This is a genomic window from Flavobacterium sp. I-STPP5a (assembly GCF_009764685.1).
Classification (GTDB): domain Bacteria; phylum Bacteroidota; class Bacteroidia; order Flavobacteriales; family Flavobacteriaceae; genus Flavobacterium.
Genome location: NZ_VHLM01000015.1, coordinates 1 through 23,044 on the forward strand (window position 1 = coordinate 1; position 23,044 = coordinate 23,044).

15 protein-coding genes are annotated in these 23,044 nt (G+C 34.3%); 6 read left to right on the forward strand and 9 right to left on the reverse strand.

What is annotated here, in order from left to right:
* The first annotated feature begins 49 nt into the window (after window positions 1–49).
* On the forward strand, window positions 50–952 hold the full coding sequence (locus FJV36_RS03900) for an IS1595 family transposase (RefSeq protein WP_158728025.1): 903 nt from the start codon (window positions 50–52) through the stop codon (window positions 950–952).
* On the opposite strand, the gene FJV36_RS03905 is transcribed toward FJV36_RS03900, so the two are convergent.
* The 9 genes from FJV36_RS03905 to FJV36_RS03945 form a co-directional block, all read right to left on the reverse strand.
* Window positions 908–1,189 carry a hypothetical protein gene (locus tag FJV36_RS03905; protein WP_233264623.1) on the reverse strand — a complete coding sequence of 94 codons (282 nt, stop codon included), beginning with the start codon at window positions 1,187–1,189 and terminating at the stop codon, window positions 908–910. The two genes, FJV36_RS03900 and FJV36_RS03905, sit on opposite strands and share 45 nt — an antisense overlap.
* Before the next feature lie 363 nt (window positions 1,190–1,552).
* A complete protein-coding gene (locus FJV36_RS03910; protein ID WP_158730563.1) occupies window positions 1,553–2,032 on the reverse strand; it encodes a hypothetical protein in 480 nt (159 codons plus the stop codon).
* 4 nt (window positions 2,033–2,036) lie between these two features.
* Entirely contained in the window at window positions 2,037–2,711 is a 675-nt protein-coding gene (locus tag FJV36_RS03915) for a peptidoglycan DD-metalloendopeptidase family protein (protein ID WP_158730562.1), read from the reverse strand.
* A 112-nt stretch (window positions 2,712–2,823) separates the two neighbouring features.
* A complete protein-coding gene (locus tag FJV36_RS03920) occupies window positions 2,824–3,117 on the reverse strand; it encodes a putative quinol monooxygenase (RefSeq protein WP_158730561.1) in 294 nt (97 codons plus the stop codon).
* Window positions 3,118–3,260: 143 nt separating this feature from the next.
* On the reverse strand, window positions 3,261–5,669 hold the full coding sequence (locus FJV36_RS03925) for a thiamine pyrophosphate-dependent enzyme (protein ID WP_158730560.1): 2,409 nt from the start codon (window positions 5,667–5,669) through the stop codon (window positions 3,261–3,263).
* A gap of 186 nt (window positions 5,670–5,855) precedes the next feature.
* The gene (locus tag FJV36_RS03930; protein WP_158730564.1) at window positions 5,856–8,600 is read right to left on the reverse strand and encodes an aminopeptidase; all 2,745 of its coding nucleotides are present in this window, start codon (window positions 8,598–8,600) and stop codon (window positions 5,856–5,858) included.
* Window positions 8,601–8,899: 299 nt separating this feature from the next.
* Window positions 8,900–9,628, reverse strand: a complete 729-nt coding sequence (locus FJV36_RS03935; protein ID WP_086455190.1) for a TIGR00730 family Rossman fold protein — start codon at window positions 9,626–9,628, stop codon at window positions 8,900–8,902.
* A 245-nt stretch (window positions 9,629–9,873) separates the two neighbouring features.
* On the reverse strand, window positions 9,874–12,705 hold the full coding sequence (uvrA, locus tag FJV36_RS03940; RefSeq protein ID WP_158730559.1) for an excinuclease ABC subunit UvrA: 2,832 nt from the start codon (window positions 12,703–12,705) through the stop codon (window positions 9,874–9,876).
* A 92-nt stretch (window positions 12,706–12,797) separates the two neighbouring features.
* Window positions 12,798–13,754, reverse strand: coding sequence for an AraC family transcriptional regulator (locus FJV36_RS03945; protein WP_158730558.1), 957 nt, complete (start codon window positions 13,752–13,754; stop codon window positions 12,798–12,800).
* Window positions 13,755–13,891: 137 nt separating this feature from the next.
* Here FJV36_RS03945 and FJV36_RS03950 point away from each other — a divergent pair, with 137 nt between their 5' ends.
* From FJV36_RS03950 to FJV36_RS03970, 5 genes are all read left to right on the forward strand, one after another.
* Complete coding sequence (locus tag FJV36_RS03950) at window positions 13,892–16,117, forward strand: TonB-dependent receptor (RefSeq protein WP_158730557.1); 2,226 nt, start codon at window positions 13,892–13,894, stop codon at window positions 16,115–16,117.
* A 63-nt stretch (window positions 16,118–16,180) separates the two neighbouring features.
* On the forward strand, window positions 16,181–17,695 hold the full coding sequence (locus tag FJV36_RS03955) for an aspartate aminotransferase family protein (protein ID WP_158730556.1): 1,515 nt from the start codon (window positions 16,181–16,183) through the stop codon (window positions 17,693–17,695).
* On the forward strand, window positions 17,673–20,123 hold the full coding sequence (locus FJV36_RS03960; RefSeq protein ID WP_158730555.1) for a GNAT family N-acetyltransferase: 2,451 nt from the start codon (window positions 17,673–17,675) through the stop codon (window positions 20,121–20,123). Before FJV36_RS03955 ends, FJV36_RS03960 begins: the two co-directional genes overlap by 23 nt.
* Window positions 20,124–20,133: 10 nt before the next feature.
* Window positions 20,134–21,426 carry a lysine N(6)-hydroxylase/L-ornithine N(5)-oxygenase family protein gene (locus FJV36_RS03965; RefSeq protein WP_158730554.1) on the forward strand — a complete coding sequence of 431 codons (1,293 nt, stop codon included), beginning with the start codon at window positions 20,134–20,136 and terminating at the stop codon, window positions 21,424–21,426.
* A 22-nt stretch (window positions 21,427–21,448) separates the two neighbouring features.
* A complete protein-coding gene (locus tag FJV36_RS03970) occupies window positions 21,449–22,795 on the forward strand; it encodes an MATE family efflux transporter (RefSeq protein WP_158730553.1) in 1,347 nt (448 codons plus the stop codon).
* The last annotated feature ends 249 nt before the right edge of the window (window positions 22,796–23,044 follow it).

Consider the following 23,044-nt stretch of genomic DNA (forward strand, 5'->3'; position numbering starts at 1 on the left):
TAGAGTTACTTACTTAAAAAACACTTATATTTATAGTAAATACAAGGATATGGAAAGTATATTTCAGGGGGAGAATATTTTAGAGTTCATAAAGACATTCCCAGACGACCAAAGTTGCCGTGAATTTATAGCCAATGAGAAGTGGAAAGACGGCTATAGATGTAAACGTTGCGAGAATACGAAGTATGTTTATTTTGAAAAACACAATAAAAGAGAGTGTACCAAATGTAGATATAAAGAGAGTGCAACGGCAGGAACTCTTTTTCATAGAGTTAAATTTGGAATTCAAAAAGCATTTTGTATTGCCTTTGAAATGACTTGTACAACCAAATCAATATCCTCAACTCAAGCGGCAAAACGCTATGGAATAACTCAAAAGACTTCTTGGTTGTTTATGCAAAAAGTAAGACTTGCGATGAAGTCCTCAAAACAGTATCCAATGACAGGAAATGTACAAGTTGATGAATTTGTAGTTGGCGGAAAAGAAACAGGAAAACAAGGTAGAAGTTACGATAGCAAAAAGGCAAAAGTTGCTTGTGCTGTTGAGCTGACAGATGAAGGAAAGATAAAAAGAGGTTATGCAAATGTTATTGATGATTATTCTGCAAAGTCAATAAAACCATTATTTGACGAGCATATAAGTAAAGATGCGAATATTAAAACAGACCAATGGACAGCTTACAAAATAATAGCAAAGAGCTATAACATCGTCCAAGAAAAAAGCGTTCCTGGGAAAAACTTCAAAGAAATGCACACTATTATTCATCAGGTAAAAACTGCAATAAGAACGATTCAATCACACGTCAAAAAGGAACATCTCCAAAAATATTTAGATGAATATTTTTATCGACTGAACAGGTCAATTTACAAAGATTCTATTTTTGATAATATATTCAAACGATTAGTCTCACATCCGCATCAGGGTTGGAAGCAAATCGTAGTCATTAAGTAAGTAACTCGAAACATTTTTAATTTTTTCAATCAACATAGATTTTTTATCATCCATCAATTCAAGTCCTGAATCAAGAAGTGCTTCTTTTAAAATTTGTCTTTGCTCCATAGAAATGTTTTCCATGATTTCGACTTCTCCTAAATCAACAACCACAAAATGAAGTTTCAGCTTTTTCAACTCTTCTTTGACAGCAATTTTACAACGATTGCTCACCATGTATTTAATGTATAGTTTCAAATATTTTTATTTAAAGATGTGTTTGTAACGTGTTTGTTATATGTAAGTTACGTTAAATAGTTTTAAACAGCCTTTAAATAAATTTAAATATCATAAATACTAATTATTTATAAAATTCTTTTTTTGAGATGTTTAAATATGATATGTAACAACTATCGAAATAATACAATCAAATATTAATTTTCGATATTTTGTAATAGTAAAATTATACAAAGCCAGCATTATATTTGTTATATAATTAAAGTGAAAATTTGTAAAATAATCTGAGTGTTTTTTCTTAAATAAAATAAATGATAACTCTTGATTTAGAGTAAAATACAAGAGTTGAAGAGTAAAAAAAATCTTAATATGCAAATTGGAGTGTTAATTTACATCAAACGTATCTTTCCAGTCTAATGATTTTATAGATGAAACTTTATTGCTGGATGTCATTATGACCCTCAATTCTTTATTGGCAACATTTTTAGAATAAAGTGCTCTGTACCTGAAAACAAGTGAATTTTCATTTTTAATTGCATAAACTTCAATGAGTTTTAAATCCTCAAATGTGCCGTAATATTGTCTAAACCGTTGACATGTTTTAGTAAGTCTTTCTTGTGTGGTATTTTGAATCACTGATGGTGTTGCTTCATCAGCCGTAAAAGGTTTAAATTTAGAGGTGTTACATGTCATTAAAACACGTCTCCCTAGTTCATAGGCTTTGTTTTTTTGAGTTTCATTAATATCACTTACAACTAGTTTTATTGTATTAGAAGCTATTTTAGACTTCGCAGTAGTGCTTTTATTGGTTTTACAGCCAATCACAAGTAATAAGATAATTGTAAGAAAAATTAATTTTTTCACTTTTTTATATTTTAAGTAATATATTCGGATCAGGACAGTTGTCTAGATAAAAATCTAAATCTTTTTTACTACAAACTCCTGGGTAATCTCCGTGCATTCCTTGTATATTTTTTATAATTTGAAAGTGCAGGTGAGGGGCATAATCTCCATTTACGGCAGCTTCTCCTAGTGTAGCAAGTAACTGACCTTTTGCAAAGAAATCACCAACTACAATATTTTTTAAACTATCTAGACTTAAATGTCCATAAAGAGTATAGAATAAATGTTCGTCTATAGCATGTTCTAGAATTATTGTGGGTCCATAATCTCCTAGACCAGTATTGTAATTAAAACTATGAACCGTGCCATCAAGAGCTGCTAATACTGATGTGCCTGCTTTTATCCACAAGTCTAGACCTAAATGAATGTTTCGTTCTTCGGTATTAGTATCATTAAAAATACCAGAACGCTTGTACAAATCCCTGGTTTCATTGTAACCGCCATAAGCTACTTTAGCATTTTTTTCTAATAAATAGTTGTCTATGTAACGCTCAAATTCGGGAGCATTTTTCAATTGTAGGTATTGAAAATGAGTATTGTGTACTGATAAATCCAGTGGAATATAATCACTATATGGAATTGTATTTTCAATTACTTTACAATCATGAATGTCTTTTAATATGTTTTCTAACGGTTGCATGTTTTTTTTTTTTTTATTAAAAATATAAAAAAATGCCAATATACAGAGGCTGTATTGGCATTATAACAATTAATTAAGACGTTTTCTTAAATCAAATATTTTTTTGAGATACTTATTTTACTGCAAGTAAGTCTACAAATTCAATTACAGGATCTTTTGATAAAAGTGTTCCTGCATTCGCCATTAAAGCTTCGGCTATTTTACCTGCCAAATGTGCTTTTCTTCCTTCTTCCGTTTCAAAAGTATCAAAAATTCCAAATGTTGAAGTTCCTATTTGCCATCCGTACCAATTTACTGTTTCGGGTTCATCTAATACTAATGGTAGGGCACTTTTTAAAAATGCTGCCACTTCATCTTCTTTCCCTTCTTTAGCTTCTAGTCGAGCTAATAATGCGTATTTTTCCATAATTATATTAGTTTTAGTAAAGATAATTAAATGGGAAGTTGTGTAGTATAGTTTAACTTTTGTTGAAGATTGTTTTTTAGAAAATTAAGTAATAAAAAAAAACCAATCTAGATTTAGATTGGTTTTTAACTTATTTTAAAAAATTAATACAATGAAGGAAATTTTAATGGATTTACTTCGTGCATCATATCATAAACTTTTTCATAAATATCCTCAGCCGATGGTTTAGAGAAATAATCTCCATCAGTACCATAAGCAGGTCTGTGGGCTTTTGCAGTTAACGTTTGTGGTTTACTGTCAAGGTGTTCATAAGCATTTTGTTCCTCAAGAATTTGTTGCATGATATATGCCGAAGCACCACCTGGAACATCCTCATCAATTACTAGCAAACGATTTGTTTTTGCAATACTTTTTATAATGTCTTTATTGATGTCGAATGGCAAAAGTGATTGTAAATCAATAACTTCGCAATCAATGCCAACTTCTTGTAATTCTATTGCAGCTTGTTGTACGAGTCTCAATGTTGATCCATAAGAAACTAGTGTAATGTCGTTTCCATGTTTTAAAGTTTCTATAACACCTATTGGAGTTTTGAATTCGCCATAGTTCAAAGGCATTTTTTCTTTCAATCGGTATCCGTTCAAGCATTCAATCACTAGAGCTGGTTCGTCACATTCTAATAAGCTATTATAAAAACCAGCGGCTTGTGTCATGTTTCTAGGTACCAGAACATGAATACCACGAACTGCATTGATGATCATTCCCATTGGTGAGCCAGAATGCCAAATCCCTTCTAAACGGTGTCCTCTAGTTCGGATAATTAGCGGCGCTTTTTGTTTACCTACTGTTCTATATTGTAAAGTTGCTAAATCATCACTCATGATTTGAATAGCGTACAATAAATAATCTAAATACTGAATTTCAGCAATAGGACGTAAGCCTCTCAATGCAAGACCTATTCCTTGACCTAAAATGGTAGCTTCTCTAATTCCTACGTCAGCTACTCGAAGTTCTCCATATTTCTCTTGCATTCCTTCAAGACCTTGGTTCACATCGCCAATTGCTCCAGCATCTTCTCCAAATATTAACGTTTCAGGATATTTAGTAAAAATAGCATCAAAGTTATCACGCAAAATCATTCTTCCATCAGTATCTTCTTTTGCATCATCTGCATACGTAGGTAATGCTATTTTTGATGAAAATATATTTTCCTTTGTTTCAGAAAATAAATTGCTGCTAAAGTTTATCTGTTCTTTCTTAGTATAGTTTGTAATCCATTGTGAAAGCTCGTTTTTTCCAGATTCGTTCAAAATCAATCGCAGTACTTTTCTAGCTGCAACCAGGATTTCTTTTTTAAGAGGAGATTTTATTCCACTTAGTTCACCTACATACTGCATGATGCGCTCTTGGTGAGCACTAGTACTTGCAATTTTTTGCAATAGTGCTATTAAGTCTTTTTGATCTTCAATTATAGGCTCAAGAAAAGCTGTCCAAGCTGCCTTTTTACCTTCTAAAACTTCTTTTTTTGCTTGTGCATCAATAGCATCAATTTCTTCGGGAGAGGCAATGTTTATGGCTATCATCCATAACTTCATTTGTCTGATACAGTCAAATTCTCTTTCCCAAGCTAATCGATCTGCATTTTTATAACGCTCATGTGAACCCGAACTCGAGTGTCCTTGAGGTTGTGTTAGCTCATTTACATGAATTAAAACGGGTACATGATTTTCACGAGCAACTGTGGCTGCTTTTTCATAAGTAGTAATCAAATCAGCATAATCCCATCCTTTTACTCTAAAGATTTGATACCCATTAGTATCTGCTTCTTTTTGATATCCTTTTAATATTTCAGAAATATTCTCTTTTGTAGTTTGATGTCTTGCATGAACCGAAATTCCGTACTCATCATCCCAAACACTCATCACCATTGGCACTTGTAAAACACCTGCTGCGTTGATTGTTTCAAAAAATAATCCTTCAGATGTACTTGCATTACCGATGGTTCCCCAAGCAATTTCATTTCCTTGATTTGAAAAATTTGCCGCATTTGGAATACCTGATACCTGCCTGTAAATCTTAGAGGCTTGAGCAAGTCCTAACAAACGTGGCATTTGGCCCGCAGTAGGAGATATATCTGAACTTGAATTTTTTTGTTTTGTTAAGTCTTTCCATGATCCATCTTCATTGAGACTGTGCGTAGCAAAGTGCCCGCCCATTTGTCTTCCGGCTGACATTGGATCATGTTTGATATCGGTATGACCGTACAGTCCAGCAAAAAACTGTTGAATTGTAAGTTCACCTATTGCCATCATAAAGGTTTGATCGCGGTAATACCCAGATCTAAAATCGCCGTTTTTGAAAGCTTTGGCCATAGCCAATTGAGGAACTTCTTTACCATCACCAAAAATTCCAAACTTGGCCTTTCCTGTTAATACTTCTTTTCGTCCTAATAAACTGCACTCACGGCTTATTATTGCTGTGGTATAGTCTTTCAAAACTTCGATTTTGAAATCTTCAAATGTCAATGCAGAATTGGTTTTTTCTTTTATCATAATAGAAAAGTATAACTTTATAATGCAAATTTACTTAAAAACAACCTATTATCATAGTACATTGAAAAAAATAGAATTTAATTTTCACAATTTATTCTAAGTAAATGAAGTTTATTTTTTTGTTATATGTAATTTTATTAGTCAATATTTAGTAATAATTCAATATTTTGACAAGTTCACTTTCGTTTAGAACCATTTTCGATTAAAAAGATTGAGTAATGTTTTAGGTGAAAAAGTTACTATAAAGCGTATTTTTTCGTTGTATTTGTTCTGAGAAATTTCCCATCCGTTATTAGAATACATCGGAAAGTACAATTCAAAATAGTCTGTAACTAGATTTAAGCGTATGCCGCTATCGTATACAAAACGCTCTTTTGAGCCACTATTTTTCATTAATCCTACATCTCCATATAGTTCTATCCAGTTCCAAATGCTGTAACTAGCGTTCAAACTTGTCAGCCATCTGTTAGCAAACGGAGTGTCTATTTTTGATTTAAAACCACCCTCAGCAATGATGTATTGCTGACTAAAAAGTCCACTATTCTCTGATCTTCCTATGTAATTATAGTCAAATAAATAATCGGTAGGACGATCTAGCGCAAAACTAAAAAAGTTTGATTGTGTTTTATTATGCAAAAAACTTCCGGCATATAAGCGCAAATTGAGTTGACGGTTGTTTTCAAAAAGTTTTCGATATTCAATTTCTGCTGTAAGTTTACTAAATTTTCCTGAAGCTTGTAAATCAATAGCAAAGTTTACATGATTTGTTACTTCTGTTTTTGTATTGATGTAACGAGCATTAAAAACAGAGTAATTAGTAGCAGTATTATCAGTAAGAAATGCACTTTCATCTTTATTAACAATGACTTGTCGAAATAGAATTAATTGTTTTCTATTATCTCTAAAGTTTGGCTCACGAATGCGCAATTGAATAGACGGATTGAGTCTAAAATACGCTGCGTCTTGTGCGTAATTAAAATAATTGGCACTTATCCCATAGCGAATGTTATACAGAGTACTTGTCCTAATATTTTGGTTCACCACAAATGCTGCTGATCCTGAGATGTTTTGTGATCTCGTAGAGTAAGATGGATTGACATCAAAACTGAAAGGTTTGTCTAGAATTGTTTTATTATGCAACCGAATGCCCGGGGTAAGGCCATCATATAAATTATAGTAAATAGAAGGGACGTACAAAATTTGATTGTAATACGGATCTTCAAGATCTTTCATAAAAACAAATTTAATAGGTCTGTTATTAGGCAAAAAACCATTTAATTTTTTCCAGTTATTCCGCAAGTTAAATTCTGGAACTTCATTTTTTAAGTTTAATATTAATCTGTCAATGTTTTTTCTTGGAATGGTCATGGTGCTATCGCAGGCTTCAATATCAAGCCATTGTTTGAAAACAGTAGCACCTTTCTTAGTCCCATAAACAGGAATAGGAATTGTTGTGCCTGTCCTATTTCTTATAGAGAATGTAATACTGTCTTTAGTTTTGCTCAACTTAGTAAATTTGTAATCAATAATATCCCGAGAATTAATCATGGTGGTAAAAAACCAACTTATATCTTTTTTTGTTTTGGATTTTAAAAGGGTTTCAAAATCATTTCTTGTGGCTAATTTATTTTGGTTCTTTGCATACAAATCTTGAATACTTTGGGTCACAATATCTTGTTTAAGATAATCATCCAGAAACCTAATGCTTAATCCAGCCTTATATTTATTGGCAATTTGTTCGTTAAACTTAATTAAATTGTTTTTAGATTCTCCTAAGGGTTGATCTAGATTTTTACGTGCCATTAACATATAAAAATAGCTGTACTGGTCATTAAAATCAATATTTGCAATATTAAAATTGCGCAATAGTTTAAATCTGGCTAGGTTGCCAATCATTTTTGTGTTAGGATAATTTTGGTCAATATATCGCATCATAGCATAAACCTGAATCCCATCATAAATCCAATTTTCTTTTCTAGGGTCAAGGTGCATGCTTGTTTTAAGAAAAGAATTCAAGTATGTTTTTAAAAACTTAATTTCATAAAGAAATTCTTCAGGAAATGGGCTAAAAAAAGAGGGTAGTTGGTTCAAACCATAAAACGGATTTTTATCATAATCATTTTGTGAAACAATGATTTTTTCATGAGGATATTTCCCAATAAGTGTATGCGTATAATTGACTACTTTATCAATAATCATTGCTTTTTGAATATCGTCTAATTTAGTATTTTTGAGATCAGTAACAACATCTACAATATTATTCTTGTAACTTATAAATTGAGGCTTTGAGGTAAGTATTAAGCTTACATTTGTTCTATTATTCCCTTTTAAAAGATGTGTTGTCACACCTCCATTTACAGTAAGTTCCTGTGAGTTTAAGTCAGTAGTAAGGATTTTTGTACTTGGAATAGTAAGTAAAATTTCCATGCTAGTAATGCCGTTTGCACTATCGTCAAGATTGTTGTTGCTATAAAGCGCAAAGTTGTTATTACCGTAGCGAGCAGGAACTAAGAAACAGTTTTTTAAGTTGTAGTTTCCGTCATTATCAACACCATAATTTGTGAATTTAGAATTTGGTATTTTTAAGGTGTAGGTAAAACTAAGTTTAACTTTTTGAGCTGGTAATAAAGAACTAGAAAGCGTAACTACAACTAAATCCGGGTTTTTTTCAGGTCGGTTCCATTTTAGTTCTTGTGTTGTTTCTATGATTTTTAAATTTTGAGTACTTCCACGATCATCCTCTTTGGCTAGGTGAAAACCTCTGTAAAATTCGTCCGAAAAACGTTTGGCTAGAGGAGTAAATTTAGTGGAATATGCATTGTTCCAATCGTTAAAAACTAAAGATCTAAGCGTATCATTCGACTCATTGTGATACACAAATTCCTGTTCCACGGTGATAGTTTTGCTTTCAGGATGAACAACCGCTCGCATTTTAGTATAATGCTGACTGTAATTTTTTTGTACTGCAAAAAGCAAAAAAATAGTTAACGTAACTCTTATATAAGTTTTCAAATTTGTACTCCTTTGTTTAAAATTAATGCCAATAAAAATCAAGTGCTTGTTTCAAAACAAGGGTTTAAATATTTAAGATTCTGTATCAAAATCATTTCTTTTGAAAATAAACCGAATGCACTCAAAGGGTTAAATATAAGTATTATTCAACACGAAATTCTTATTTTTTTTAAATTTTGACAAAAAAAAGAAGCTGTTGTGAGCAGCTTCTTTTCAATTTAGAAATTTGGAGATAAATCGTATTTCTTATAAAAGGCATCAATTACTGCTACCACTTCATCTTCGGTATCTACAATTTTAATTAAGTCTAAATCCCCAGGACTCACTGTTTTTTCTTTTTCTACGAGTACCGTTTTAACCCAGTCTAACAATCCTGACCAAAAACTGCTACCTACCAAAATAATTGGGAATTTTCCAATTTTCTTAGTTTGAATCAGAGTGATCGCCTCAAAAAGCTCGTCTAACGTTCCAAAACCTCCTGGCATAACCACAAATCCTTGCGAATATTTCACAAACATCACCTTACGAACAAAGAAATAATCAAAGTTTAAGTTTTTATCCGTGTCAATATACGGGTTAAAATGCTGCTCAAATGGCAGCTCAATATTCAATCCTACTGAGGTTCCACCGCCTAAATGCGCACCTTTATTTCCAGCTTCCATAATTCCAGGACCACCGCCAGTAATTACCCCGTAACCCGCTTTACTAATCTTGTAAGCAATTTTTTCTGCTAATAAATAATTCGGATCCTCTGGTTTGGTTCTCGCCGATCCAAAAATAGACACACAAGGACCTATTCGCCCCATGCTTTCGTACCCATTTACAAACTCCGACATGATTTTAAAAATCGCCCAGCTGTCATTAGTACGTATTTCATTCCAATCTTTCTGCTTCAATCGGTCTTGGATAACCTTATCCTCGTCATTATCAAAATCTTCTAATCTCATATTCTGTCTTTTAATTATCTTTTCTATTATTTTTCAGGAGCTTTATCCTGCTGTCCGTTCTATCTTTTTATTTTTTAAAGAAAAAAAATAAAAAGGATGCCACTTCCATCAGGGCTAAAAATCGAGTCTGCTAAAGTAATTCTTTTTTTAAAACTGCCACATACTGCTCTTCCAGTTTTTGTCATTTTATATGAATTTACTTTCGATATAAATTTCCAGTTTGTAATTCCTATTTTGGAGGTTAATTAAACCAACTCTTTCTTTAAAAACTGTGCGGTATAGCTTTTTTTACTTTTTGCAACTTCTTCGGGCGTTCCCTTGGCAATCAACTGGCCGCCACCTTTTCCGCCTTCAGGACCAATATCAATAATGTAATCAGCCAGTTTAATTACGTCCATATTGTGTTCAATAATCAAGATGGTATTTCCTTTATCAACCAGTTTGTTAATCACTTCCATTAAAACTCTAATATCCTCAAAGTGAAGCCCTGTTGTAGGTTCGTCTAAGATGTAAAACGTATTTCCAGTGTCTTTTTTAGACAATTCTCCCGCTAACTTAATGCGTTGTGCTTCACCACCCGAAAGTGTGGTACTTTGTTGGCCAAGTGTAATATATCCTAAACCAACATCTTGTAAGGTTTTAACTTTTCTGTATATCTTCGGAATCATTTCAAAGAATGGAACAGCCTCGTCAATAGTCATGTTCAATACATCCGAAATGGATTTTCCTTTGTATCTTATTTCTAGCGTTTCTCTATTAAAACGTTTTCCTTGACAAGTCTCACATTCCACATATACATCAGGTAAAAAGTTCATTTCTATCGTTCGAACACCTGATCCTTCGCAGGTTTCACAACGTCCGCCTTTTACATTAAAACTAAAACGACCTGCTTTGTATCCCCGAATCATACTTTCAGAAGTCATTGTAAATAGATTTCTGATTTCTGTAAAAACTTCGGTGTAAGTTGCTGGATTACTTCGAGGTGTTCTACCAATTGGGCTTTGGTCAATATCAATTACTTTGTCGATATGCTCTAAACCTTCAATTTTTTTGTACGGTTGTGGTTTTTTAACACCATTAAAATAATACGCATTCAAAATAGGGTAGAGCGTCTCGTTGATCAAAGTCGATTTTCCACTTCCTGAAACTCCAGTTACACAAATCATTTTACCCAAAGGCAACTCAATCGAAACGTTTTTTAGATTATTTCCAGTGGCTCCCGTTAGTTTTAGGAATTTTCCGTTTCCTTCTCTTCGTTTTTTAGGCACTTCAATTTTCATCTCGCCATTCATGTACATCGCTGTAATAGTATGGTGTTTCAAGATTTCGGCAGGTGTTCCTTTACTAATGATTTCACCACCATATTTCCCGGCTTTGGGTCCAATGTCAATCACATAATCAGCGCGTTCTATCATGTCTTTGTCATGTTCCACTACAACTACTGAATTCCCTATGTCTCGCAATTGCTCTAGCGATTGTATTAGTTTTTCATTGTCACGCTGGTGCAAACCAATACTCGGTTCATCTAAAATATACAAGACACCAACTAATTGTGAACCAATTTGAGTAGCCAAACGAATACGCTGTGCTTCACCTCCCGAAAGTGATTTCGAGCTTCGGCTTAAAGCCAAATAATCCAAACCTACATTCATCAAGAAGTGTAAACGGTCCTTAATCTCTTTGATTACTTCGGTAGCGATACGCTTTTGTTTATCAGATAGATGATTGTCTAAATCTTTGAACCAAGCAGTCAAATCCGAAATGTCCATATCGCACAATTCGGTGATATTTTTAGTGTTGATTTTAAAGAATTGGGCTTCTTTTTTTAATCGGGAACCTTCACAAACCGGACATTTTATTTCGTCCATGAATTCTTTTGCCCATCGCTTGATTGTCGCCGATCCACTTTCATCGTATTGGTTTTTTATGAAATGCGAAATTCCTTCAAAATCAATTTTATATTCTTTAGTAACTCCAGCTGTTTTAGATTCGATATTAAATTTTTCTTTGCCACCATTCAAAATCATTTCCATCGCCTCAGCTGGAATAGTTTCAATGGCATCAGTCAATTTAAAACCGTATTTTTCACCAATGGTTTCCAATTGCTTAAAAATCCAAGAGCTTTTGTATTCGCCCAAAGGGGCAAAACCACCCGCTTTGATAGATAATTTAGGGTTTGGAACTATTTTTTTACTATTAACTTCATTTACAGTTCCGAGTCCGTTGCAATGATCGCAAGCTCCTTTTGGAGAATTGAAAGAAAATAAATTGGGCTCTGGATTTTGATAGGAAATCCCCGTGCTAGGACACATCAGGTTCCTACTAAAATACCTAACTTCATTCGAATCTTGGTCGAGCACCATCAATACATTTTCACCTTGATTCATGGCGGTATTAATGCTTTCCATCAAACGTTTGGCATTATCTGGTGTATCTTCAATTACCATACGATCCACCACAATTTCGATGTCGTGGGTTTTGTAACGGTCGAGTTTCATCCCTAGAGTAATATCAAGCACGTCGCCATTGACACGAACTTTCAAGAACCCTTGTTTAGCAATTTGTTGAAAAAGCTCTGCGTAATGTCCTTTTCTAGCTCGAATAACTGGTGCCAAAATATTGATTCGTTTTCCAGTAAAATCCTGAATAATCAAATCTTTAATTTGTTCATCAGAGTAAGAAACCATTTTTTCTCCGGTGTTGTAACTGTAAGCATCAGCACCACGAGCATAAAGCAAACGCAAGAAATCATAAATTTCAGTAATAGTTCCTACCGTAGAACGCGGACTTTTACTGGTTGTTTTTTGTTCAATAGCAATCACAGGCGAAAGGCCATCAATTTTATCAACATCTGGACGTTCTAGTCCACCCAAAAACTGACGCGCATAAGCAGAAAACGTTTCTACATAACGGCGTTGCCCTTCGGCATAAATGGTATCAAAAGCTAAGGAGGATTTTCCAGAGCCCGAAAGGCCGGTAATTACAACCAGTTTTTCTCTTGGAATGGAAACATCTATATTTTTTAAGTTGTGCACGCGAGCGCCTTGAACTTCAATGGTATTGTCTTTGTCTAGCATAATTTTTTGCAAAAAAGCAAAGTTACCATTTTGAATTGTTCTTTTGATGTGAGTAGAAGTAAAATTAATATAAATGTAATTGCATATTTTTTCTATTTTTTAAAGGCACTAGGCAAAGTGCCATATTTCTTTTTGAACGCTGTAGTAAAATGAGTTGCGTTTTTATATCCCACTAATTCAGCTACTTGGGTTATTGTTAGTTCTTGTTCGGCTAGTAAATTTTGCGCTTTTTCCATTTTTTTATCCTGTAGAAAACCAAAAACAGTTGTCCCGAAAATAGTTTTAAAGCCTTTTTTTAAAGTAAACTCGTTGGTACCTACTAAATACGCGAGTTCTTTAAGTGAAAACGGATGCTTTATATTAGATAAAATGATTTCCCTTACTTGATGCATTTTAATAGTATCAGAATTTTTGAGTTGGCATTTGATTGGACATTTATTGCAGCATAGTTGTTCTAATTGCAGTAATAGTAATTGGATAATCTTAGCTTCAAGAAACATTTTTTTATAAATCCCCTCCCGTTCACAGTTCGTTATTTCTTTGATAATAATCATCATCTCAGCGGTTGCAGTGAAGTTTTCGTGGATTAAGCGGCAGGGAATTTGATTCTCTATTGCTTCAAGAAATAAGGAAATATAAGGTTCACTTTTAGATGCGTATTTTAAAAAAAAGTCTGTTTTCATGGTGACTTCAAACAGTTCTATTTCGTTGTTGGCTTGCCATTCCCAACTTGTTTTTGATTTTGGCGAATAAATCAGGTTATGATGATAACGTTCAAAGGAATGTGTTTGAATTTCTGATCGCATCAGTGTATTTCCCCTTAAAATAAAATGCATCTTAATGGTTTCTGCTTTACTTGTAAAACTGATTTTTGTTTTATTTTTAAATAACAGATTTGCGTAGCCAATATGAATTCCTTTGAAAAGATACTCTTTATAAATGCCTTTCCCTGCAGAAATTATATGTTCTGAATATCCCTTTCCATTTTTACGTGGAATGTGTTCTCTTACCTCTAGTACCTCTTTTTCTTGGTCAATTTTTATCAGCATTTTATTATTCCGTCTGGCGTTATTTTTATTCCGTTTCGCGTCGTTTATATTTTTTCATTTCTAGCTACTTTCGCACAAAATTAAACTTATTAAGACTAAATACAAATAATAAAAAAAGAATTTTAAAAAAAAAACTCATGAGTAAATCAAAATTGGCAGTGCAAATCGCCTTATTATTTATTGTTGGAACCACAGCAAAAGCACAATCGGTGAAAGACACGGTGAAAGGAGAATCATTAGAGGAGGTTGTAATTGTGTCTTCACGAACACCAAAAAGTATTACCGATATTCCAGGGACAGTTTGGGTAATTGATGATGCTAAGTTGCAAAAACAAATAAAAGGCGGTGCAACGCTCAAAGAAGCATTGGGGATATTGATTCCGAGTTTAGATATCGGTAATCAAGCTAGAACAAATTATGGACAAAATATGCGTGGACGTAATGTTTTGGTAATGTTGAATGGTGTTTCGCTGAACAGCGCAAGAGCAACCAGCCGACAATTTGATGCGATCGATCCGTTTAATATTGAAAGAATAGAGGTTTTATCTGGAGCAAGTGCCGTTTATGGAGGTGATGCAACGGGAGGAATTATCAATATTATTACTAAAAAAGGCACATCAAAAAAGGTTGCTTTTGAAACCAATTTGGGTGCCAAAAGCGGTTTAAGAAACAAGAATGACCACGATGTGACCATAGCTCAATCTATTCAAGGTGGGAACGATTTTGTTAAAGGAAGAATTGGAGTAGCTTATTCGCAAAATGCGGGTGCTTTTGATGCCAACGGAAATCAGGTAATGACCGATGTGAAACAATCTGATTTTCAATACGGGCAAACTATAGATGTTTTGGGAAGTTTCGATTTTAAATTAGCGGACAATCAAGAGATCAATATGGATGTGCAACATTATGTATCGAAAGTTAGAAATGACAAATGGCTTTCTTATGGTGCTAATTATGCGGGACTTAAAAACCCGGATTTAATTGCCGTAAAAGGTGGAGCACATTCGGATATTGTACCAAGTACAACAAGAAGCATGGTGAATTTACAATACAATCTTAAAAACATTTTTGGCAGACAAAACTTGATGGTTCAAGCTTTCGGACGAACCGAAAAAGTTGATTTTGGGGCTTCATTTGCCGAAGGAGTTGCTTCAACGCCAACGATTGTTATTCCACGTTTTCTGTCTTCTCTAAGAATAAACACAGATGTTTACGGATTGAAAGCGGTTTTGTACAAGAAATGGAACGCACTTTCGGTAACCTACGGAGTCGATGCCGATCAAGACAAATTGAGCAATGATCAGTCTGTTTATAATCCGAAAATAAGCAGTGAAAGCGGTGGTTTGATCAATAAAATTGATGCTTTTGTGGACAGATTCCCAGAAACAAAAATTACCAACATTTCTGGTTTTGTGCAAGCTGATTGGAATGCGCTAGATAAACTACAGCTTTCTGGAGGCATCCGTCAGCAACGCACCAATGTAAAACTGGGTGATTTTGCAGGATTCAAAGAACAAATGTACAAGCATTTTGGATACGGTAATTCGATCGATTTGATCAAAGGTGGACAAAACAATTATGATGTAACCTTATTTAATGCAAGCGCATTGTACAAGTTTAATAAAAAACAACAAGTTTGGTTTAATTTCTCACAAGGATTTGCTGTTCCAGATGCTGCGAAATCTTATGGTTTTGGAAAATACCAATTGAATGGCAATAATTGGAGCTTGGTAAATAGCGTTAATGTAAGCGAATCTCCATTAAGCGGTGTGAAAACCGATCAATTTGAATTGGGATTTAGACATTATTCTACTGATGGATTCTATGCACAAGGATCGGTATTTTATGCGATGTCTAATAAAACTTTAGCAATCGATAGAACTGCTTTTACCATTTCGCTATTAGAACAAAAATTAAGAAACATTGGTTTTGAAGGGGCGTTGGGATATCGTATGCAAAATGGTTTTGAAGTAGGAGGGAATGTGCTTTTAATGGCATCGGAAACGGAAACAAAAAAGGACGGATGGCAAAACCAAACAGTTTACTACAATAATCCATCTAAGTTTACAGCTTTTGTGGGTTTGAATAAAGAACGATTCTCAGCCAGATTACAAAGCCAGCACTCTATGAATTATACTGATTTGGCTCAGAATAAAATCAATGGATTTACCCTATTCGATTTGGTAGGTGATGTAAAATTACCAAAGGGTGTTTTAAACTTTGGTATCCAAAACCTACTCAACAGAGACTATACAACCATTTGGGGACAACGTTCTGTCTTTTTCTACGGAGCGCCTCAAAAAGCCTATGGATATTTAGGAAGAGGAAGAACACTCTCTTTAGGATATACAGTTAAATTCTGAAATTAAATTTTCTATAGCAATAGAAAGCCCCAAATTTTATATTCATCTTTTAAAATCTACTATATGAATTCACAATTAAAAGCTCAAAAAGTAAAAGTAGCAACACTCGATTTTGATAGTAAATATTTATTCACTGAAAACGCTTCAGATGTATACAATTACGCTATTGATTTGGCAAGTAAAAGTGTTGTTGGTTTTTTAAAAAACAACAAGAAACCTTTTAGTGGTATTACGCCACGGGAACTTAAGAAGGATTTTGAAACTATTGATCTAAAGGAACCACTCTCTACTTATGAAGAGGTAATTTCTGAAGTGGAAAATTTATATACTCAACATGCCATAGCTTTTCATCTCCCCAAATATGTGGCGCACCTCAATTGTCCAGTGGTAATACCTGCCGTTGCTGCCGAAGTGCTCATTAGTGCTATCAACTCTTCTTTGGATACTTGGGATCAAAGTGCGGGAGGAACATTAATAGAACACAAGCTAATTCAATGGACTTGTGATGAAATTGGTTTTGAAACCAATGCTGATGGAATCTTTACCAGTGGAGGTTCTCAAAGTAACTTGATGGCATTGTTACTGGCTCGTGACCATTTTTCTATCGAAAATCTGAAACACAATATCAAAAAAGACGGATTGCCCAAAGAAGCCTCTCGTTTTAGAATATTTGTGTCGGATGTGGGGCATTTTAGTATTCAAAAAAATGCATCGCTGTTGGGATTAGGAGAACAAGCTGTTATAAAAGTAAAAACAGATCGTTCTTTCCGGATGAATGCTATCCTGTTGGAAGATGCCATCAAGAGGGAAATAAGCAATGGAAATATCCCAATTGCAATTGTAGCCACTGCTGGAACTACTGATTTTGGAACTATTGACCCGCTGGTTACCATTGGAAATTTAGCTTCTAAATACAAACTTTGGTTTCATGTAGATGCTGCTTATGGCTGTGGTTTACTACTAACGGAAAAGTACCGACATCTCATTCGTGGCATCGAAAAAGCACATTCTGTTACCGTTGATTACCACAAAGCATTTTTCCAACCGGTGAGCAGCAGCGCTTTTATTGTGAATGACAAACGCTACTTTGGTTTGATAACCCATTATGCCGATTACCTCAATCCGAAGGATCATGACGATGATGGCATTCCCAATCAGGTCAATAAATCCATACAAACTACCCGCCGGTTTGATGCTTTAAAATTATGGTTTACGCTCCGCTTGATGGGTAAACAAGAGTTGGGAAAATACATTGACAAAATTATAGAAACTGCAAAAGAAGCGGTAAAAGCTCTAGAACATGACAATCATTTTGAGTTGCTCAATCATTCTGATTTGTCGGCTGTGGTGTTTCGCTATTCGGCTTGCCCTTTCAAATCCTTTGATTTAAATAATGTTAACCAACATATTAAGGCACAATTGTATAAGAATGGACATGCACTTGTGGCCGGAACCAAAGTAAACGGAGAATTTTATCTCAAGTTTACGATTTTGAACCCCATGACCCAGCTTACTGATATTCTAGATATTTTAACCCTTATTAAACAATATGGAAATGACTACATCAACTTTAACTAACACCACTACACAATTTGCAGTGGCAACTAATTATACAGCATTACTCAATTGCTATTGCCGAGAATTCACCAACTGGAGCCGTTATATGGGTGTGCCAAAATATGATGAAGCTTTGGCTGATCATTTTAAAAAAACAGGACATGATTTGCATGTTCGAATAGATTTTTCAATGATTGGATGCGAAGTTTTTGTTCCCCTGAAATACTTCTCGGAAAGTGGTAGACACTTATTTCATTTTCCTGTAGTGAAACGAGTTGTTGCCACAGATGAAATAATTGAGATTGACCCGTATGATTTTATGAATCTTACCATTGAATATGCTCAAACGCTTCACGCCAATATTGATGCCACTACCGCTTTAAAACGGTTAGCAAACAGTATTGAAAATCTAGAAAAGTACCTTCAATATCACGTAGAAAATGACACATCAGTCAACAATCCTGTAATGTCGTTTATTGAAGCAGAGCAATCTTTGATTTTGGGACATGCCTTGCATCCGATGCCTAAATCAAAACAAGGTTTCAACGATAACGATTTATTAAAATACTCTCCAGAAACAGAAGGAAAGTTTCAATTGCATTATTTCCTTATTGATTCAGAAAATACCATCGAAAAAAATGCAGATGGCGCTCCAATAACTCAAGAATTAAGAGAAAATCTTCTAAATGATATTACTTCCGTGGATTTGCATGTTGTTGATCTTATAAGGCAATACCCTAGTTTTTCGGTTGTGCCAATGCATCCTTGGGAAGCCACTTATTTGTTGCAACAACCCGATGTGAAGCAAATGATACAGGAAGGAAAACTGTTTAGCCTGGGTGAATTTGGGGAATTATTTACACCAACATCATCGGTAAGAACCGTGTATAATGAAGATTGTAATTGGATGTTCAAATTTTCATTGCATGTAAAAATCACTAATTCGGAACGTATCAATCTATATCCAGAATTACATCGTGGGTATGATATTAGTCGTTTATTGAAAACAGATTGGGGCAAAAACCTTCAGAAAGATTTTCCTGAAATAGATTTCATCGTTGATCCGGCTTTTATTGCGGTTACATATAATGAAAAAATCATCAATGGTTTTAATATCAGTATTCGAAGAAACCCTTTTAAAGGCGAAAATAAAAACAAAAACGTGACTTTATTGGCGGCTTTGTGTCAGGATGGAATATTGGGTAAACCGTCTCGATTACTCAATATTATCAATGAAACAGCCCAGAAATTAAATAAAACCAAAAAAGAAGTAGCAGAAGACTGGTTTAAGCAATACTTGCACATTTGTGTCCGACCAATTGTTGGGATTTTTAACAAATACGGGTTGGCTTGCGAGTTCCATCAGCAAAACGTAATGGTAGAATTAGACAAAAACGGTTTTCCCGCTAAATTATATTTTAGAGATAATCAAGGGTTTTTCTTTCGCGAAGGACGAAAAGATATGATTTTAGAGGCGGTTCCAGGAATATCGGAAATAAGTCATTCTATTGCTAATGAATCTTTGATACCTCCAAAATACACTTATTATTTGGTAACCAATAATATTATGGGAGTTGTCAATGCTTTTGGTTGTAATGGTTTGGCCGACGAGAAAAAACTAATTGATTTGGTTTATAAAGAATTCAAAAGTGTTGAAGCTACTGATGAAACAGGTTTGGTAGATTACATTATTAACAGCAGAAGTTGGTACGCCAAATCTAATTTGATCACAAGTTTACAAAATATTAATGAAGCAGATGAATCTATGGAATATCCTGCGGTATTTCAGGAAAGTCCAAATCCGTTGAATAAATACTTTTTCTGCGAAAATTTAATCAAACCACAAACCAAAAATGTATTGTATTCGTGTTATTTTCCAACAGAAGAGATAACGATAAGTATTCGCTCGTTTGATATTGACAGGGATCTGGAAATGGTTCACGACTGGTTCAATCGTGAACATGCTAAGCCTATTTGGAAAATGGATGGACCTATTAAGGATTTAGAATTATGGTACAGAACGATATTACCTAGTGATGAGACACACAGTTTTATAGGAGAGGTGAATGGTGTTCCTAATTTTAGTGTAGAGCCTTATTGGCCAATGAGAGATTTAGTGGGAGCGTATTACGATGCTTTGGCTACTGATTATGGTTCTCATCTTTTTATTGCTCCAGCAGAGAAAGAGAAAAAATTCACTATGCAATCTTTTCAAGTAAGTTTGAATTGGATTTTTACGCACGCTGTTGTTGGAAAATGCATTGGAGAAGCATCAGTAGAAGCCATTGCAATGGATAGATTAATTGGAAGATTTGGTTTTAAAAAGCAAGAAATCATTGAGATGCCTCACAAAACAGCTCATCTTACATTTTGCACCAGAGAAAGTTATTGGGAGAAATTTCCTGAAAGCAATGATGCTGAAATTGAAGGTATTATTCTAAATAATTAAATAGAATACATTGAAAAATAAAAAAATATATGATGTAATTGGGATCGGTATCGGTCCCTTTAATCTTGGGTTGGCAGCATTGCTGGAACCAGTTCAAGAAATTTCTGCGCTTTTTTTAGACCAGTCGGAGGGGTTTGATTGGCATCCAGGATTAATGCTAGATAATGCTACTTTACAAGTGCCTTTCCTAGCTGATTTGGTTACTATGGCTGATCCAAAAAGCCGCTTTAGCTTTCTGAATTTTTTGAAAGATACCAACAGGCTGTACAAATTTTTTATCAGAGAAGATTTTTTTATTCTGAGGAAAGAGTACAATGTCTATTGTAAATGGGTAGTAAATCAATTGCCAAATTGCTTGTTTAATAAATATGTAGAGACTATTACATTTGATGAGGTCAATGCTATTTATCAGGTTAAAGTAGTGGACAAAAATACCCAAAAAGAAGAAATTCATTGGACAAGAAAAATGGTTTTGGGAACCGGAACACAACCCCATTTTCCTGATTTTATGAAGAACAAAAAGTATCCGAATGTAATTCACACTTCGGATTATTTAAAACATAAAGCAACAATTTTAAATTGTAAGTCTGTTTCCATCATTGGTTCTGGACAAAGTGCTGCTGAAATTTTTCAGGATTTAATGCCAGAATCTCAAAATGGGTTGTCCATGAGTTGGTTTACACGCCCAGATCGATTTTTCCCAATGGAGTATTCAAAACTAACCTTAGAGTTGACATCTCCGGAATATGTGGACTATTTTTATCAAATGTCTCCTGAAAAGCGCAATGCAACTTTAGGAAAACAACCGCCTCTATACAAAGGAATCAACTTCGATTTGATTAACGGTATTTTTGATACTATGTATGAAATGAGTGTTGATGATACTCCTTTGAATATGCAGTTAAGACCCAATTGTCAGCTTGATAATATTCAAAAACAAGATGAGGATTCAAATTTCACTTTGATTTTTACCCAAGTACAAAAAGAACAGTCATTTACGCACGAGTCAGAATTTGTAATCTTGGCCACTGGATACAAATATAAAACGCCTGCTTTTATCGAAGGAATTAAGGATCGCATAAGTAAAACCGATGCTGGCCTTTATGATGTTACCCGAAATTACAGCATTGACAAAAATGGGGAAGAAATTTTTATTCAAAATGGAGAGTTGCACACACATGGTTTTGTAACTCCAGATTTGGGTATGGGGGCTTATAGAAATGCCATTATCATTAATACCATTGCTAAAAAAGAAGTTTATAAAGTGGAAAGTCGTATTGCTTTCCAGCAATTTGACTTGTAGCCAAAAGGTTTTAGTTTATAAAATGAAAGATCAAATAAAGTTTATATTACAAGGTAACCTCTGGCATGTCATGTGGCAAACATCTTGGCCTGCCGTGGTGGCCATTGTTTTGTATGGAGTTAACAATTTTTTGGATGCCATTTTTGTGGGGCATCTTATCAGTAGTGATGCATTGGCAGCAGTAGGAATGGCTTATCCGCTTTCGCAGATTACTTTAGGTTTTGGAAGATTAATCGGAGTGGGCTCCAGTGCAGCTTTGAGTATTTGGTTGGGATCAAACGAAAATGAGAAGTTGTATCATTTGCTAGGAAGTTTTAATATACTTTGCCTTTTCTTTTCGTTACTGTTCGCCATTCCTGCTTATTTATTTGCTGAAGAGCTTTTACATTTAATGGGAGCCAAAGGAGCAATTAGTGTTTTGGCTACCCAATATTTTAGAGCAACTTTGCTAGGATCTTTGTTCTGGATTCACGGATTGGCGATCAATATGCTAATTCGTGGAGAAGGAAAAATGAAAACAGCAGCAGGAATGATTGCCATTGGTCTTGTGATTGATATTATATTGAAACCTATTTTTATATCTACTTTTGGTTGGGGCGTGGTGGGAGCAGCTTGGGCGACAAACGTTGGGATGATCATTTATTCATTTTCTGGACTGTATTATTTTGCGAAAAGCAAAAATTCATTCCAAACCAACTGGAAGTCCTTATCTTACAATAAATCGATAGGAACTCGGGTAATAAAATTGGGATTGCCAGAAATGATTTTTTCTGTGATGAGTGTATTGCAGAGTATGTTTATATTCAATGCCTTATCGGAATATGGGACAGCAAGTGATATTTCTTTTTACACTGTTGTTAATCGGTTTTTTCTTTTTTTGCTGACTCCTTTATTCGGATTGATGAGAGGATTGCAACCTGTTGTAGGAATGAATTATGGCGCAGGACAACATCAAAGAGCTTGGAAATCATTGGTTATTTATACAATTACCGGTATTGTTGTTCTGAGTCCTTTTTATGTGGGATCTTTACTTTTTCCTGAAGAAGTTATTTCAACAATGCTACCAAATACCGTTTTGAAATCGGAGCAATTGTATCATTTTAGGGTTTATATATCTACTTTACCTTTATTGCCTATAACTGTTCTGGCATTGTCCTATTTTCCAGCAATTAATAGTAGTAAAAAAGCAAGTTCTTTGGCATTAATACGCCAAGTAGTACTGTATATTCCTTTGATGATTGTATTACCAATGTATTTTGGTATTGCCAGTATTTACTGGGGTAGCGCTTTAATTGAAATAACAGTTGTTTTTATAACGCTTTTTTACATCAAATTGGATTTTGATTCACGGAAAAAAATACTGGTTTAATATTGTTTTAAAACTTAAAATCTAAGATGAAATTTATTCTATCGTAATGAATTTTAACTTGGTTCTTTAGGCTTCAAGAACTTCAGATTTGGAAATAAAACCATAATATTTATCATCACTTATGTTTTGACCCCTATAAAACAAGAGTATTATTCTAAATTTCGATTATTATTTATGCGGTTAATTTTTTCATTAAAATTAGATGCTTGTCCTGGTTCCATTTCTCTATTGGTGTAATGCGTCCTAAAA

What these genes read in the sequence shown, in the direction of transcription:
- FJV36_RS03925 (WP_158730560.1), bottom strand. Translation starts at nt 5,669, where the DNA reads ATGATAAAAGAAAAAACCAATTCTGCATTGACATTTGAAGATTTCAAA.
- FJV36_RS03930 (WP_158730564.1), bottom strand. Translation starts at nt 8,600, where the DNA reads ATGCGAGCGGTTGTTCATCCTGAAAGCAAAACTATCACCGTGGAACAG.
- FJV36_RS03945 (WP_158730558.1), bottom strand. Translation starts at nt 13,754, where the DNA reads ATGCTGATAAAAATTGACCAAGAAAAAGAGGTACTAGAGGTAAGAGAA.
- FJV36_RS03960 (WP_158730555.1), top strand. Translation starts at nt 17,673, where the DNA reads ATGACTACATCAACTTTAACTAACACCACTACACAATTTGCAGTGGCA.
- FJV36_RS03915 (WP_158730562.1), bottom strand. Translation starts at nt 2,711, where the DNA reads ATGCAACCGTTAGAAAACATATTAAAAGACATTCATGATTGTAAAGTA.
- FJV36_RS03955 (WP_158730556.1), top strand. Translation starts at nt 16,181, where the DNA reads ATGAATTCACAATTAAAAGCTCAAAAAGTAAAAGTAGCAACACTCGAT.
- FJV36_RS03900 (WP_158728025.1), top strand. Translation starts at nt 50, where the DNA reads ATGGAAAGTATATTTCAGGGGGAGAATATTTTAGAGTTCATAAAGACA.
- FJV36_RS03935 (WP_086455190.1), bottom strand. Translation starts at nt 9,628, where the DNA reads ATGAGATTAGAAGATTTTGATAATGACGAGGATAAGGTTATCCAAGAC.
- FJV36_RS03950 (WP_158730557.1), top strand. Translation starts at nt 13,892, where the DNA reads ATGAGTAAATCAAAATTGGCAGTGCAAATCGCCTTATTATTTATTGTT.
- uvrA (WP_158730559.1), bottom strand. Translation starts at nt 12,705, where the DNA reads ATGCTAGACAAAGACAATACCATTGAAGTTCAAGGCGCTCGCGTGCAC.
- FJV36_RS03970 (WP_158730553.1), top strand. Translation starts at nt 21,449, where the DNA reads ATGAAAGATCAAATAAAGTTTATATTACAAGGTAACCTCTGGCATGTC.
- FJV36_RS03920 (WP_158730561.1), bottom strand. Translation starts at nt 3,117, where the DNA reads ATGGAAAAATACGCATTATTAGCTCGACTAGAAGCTAAAGAAGGGAAA.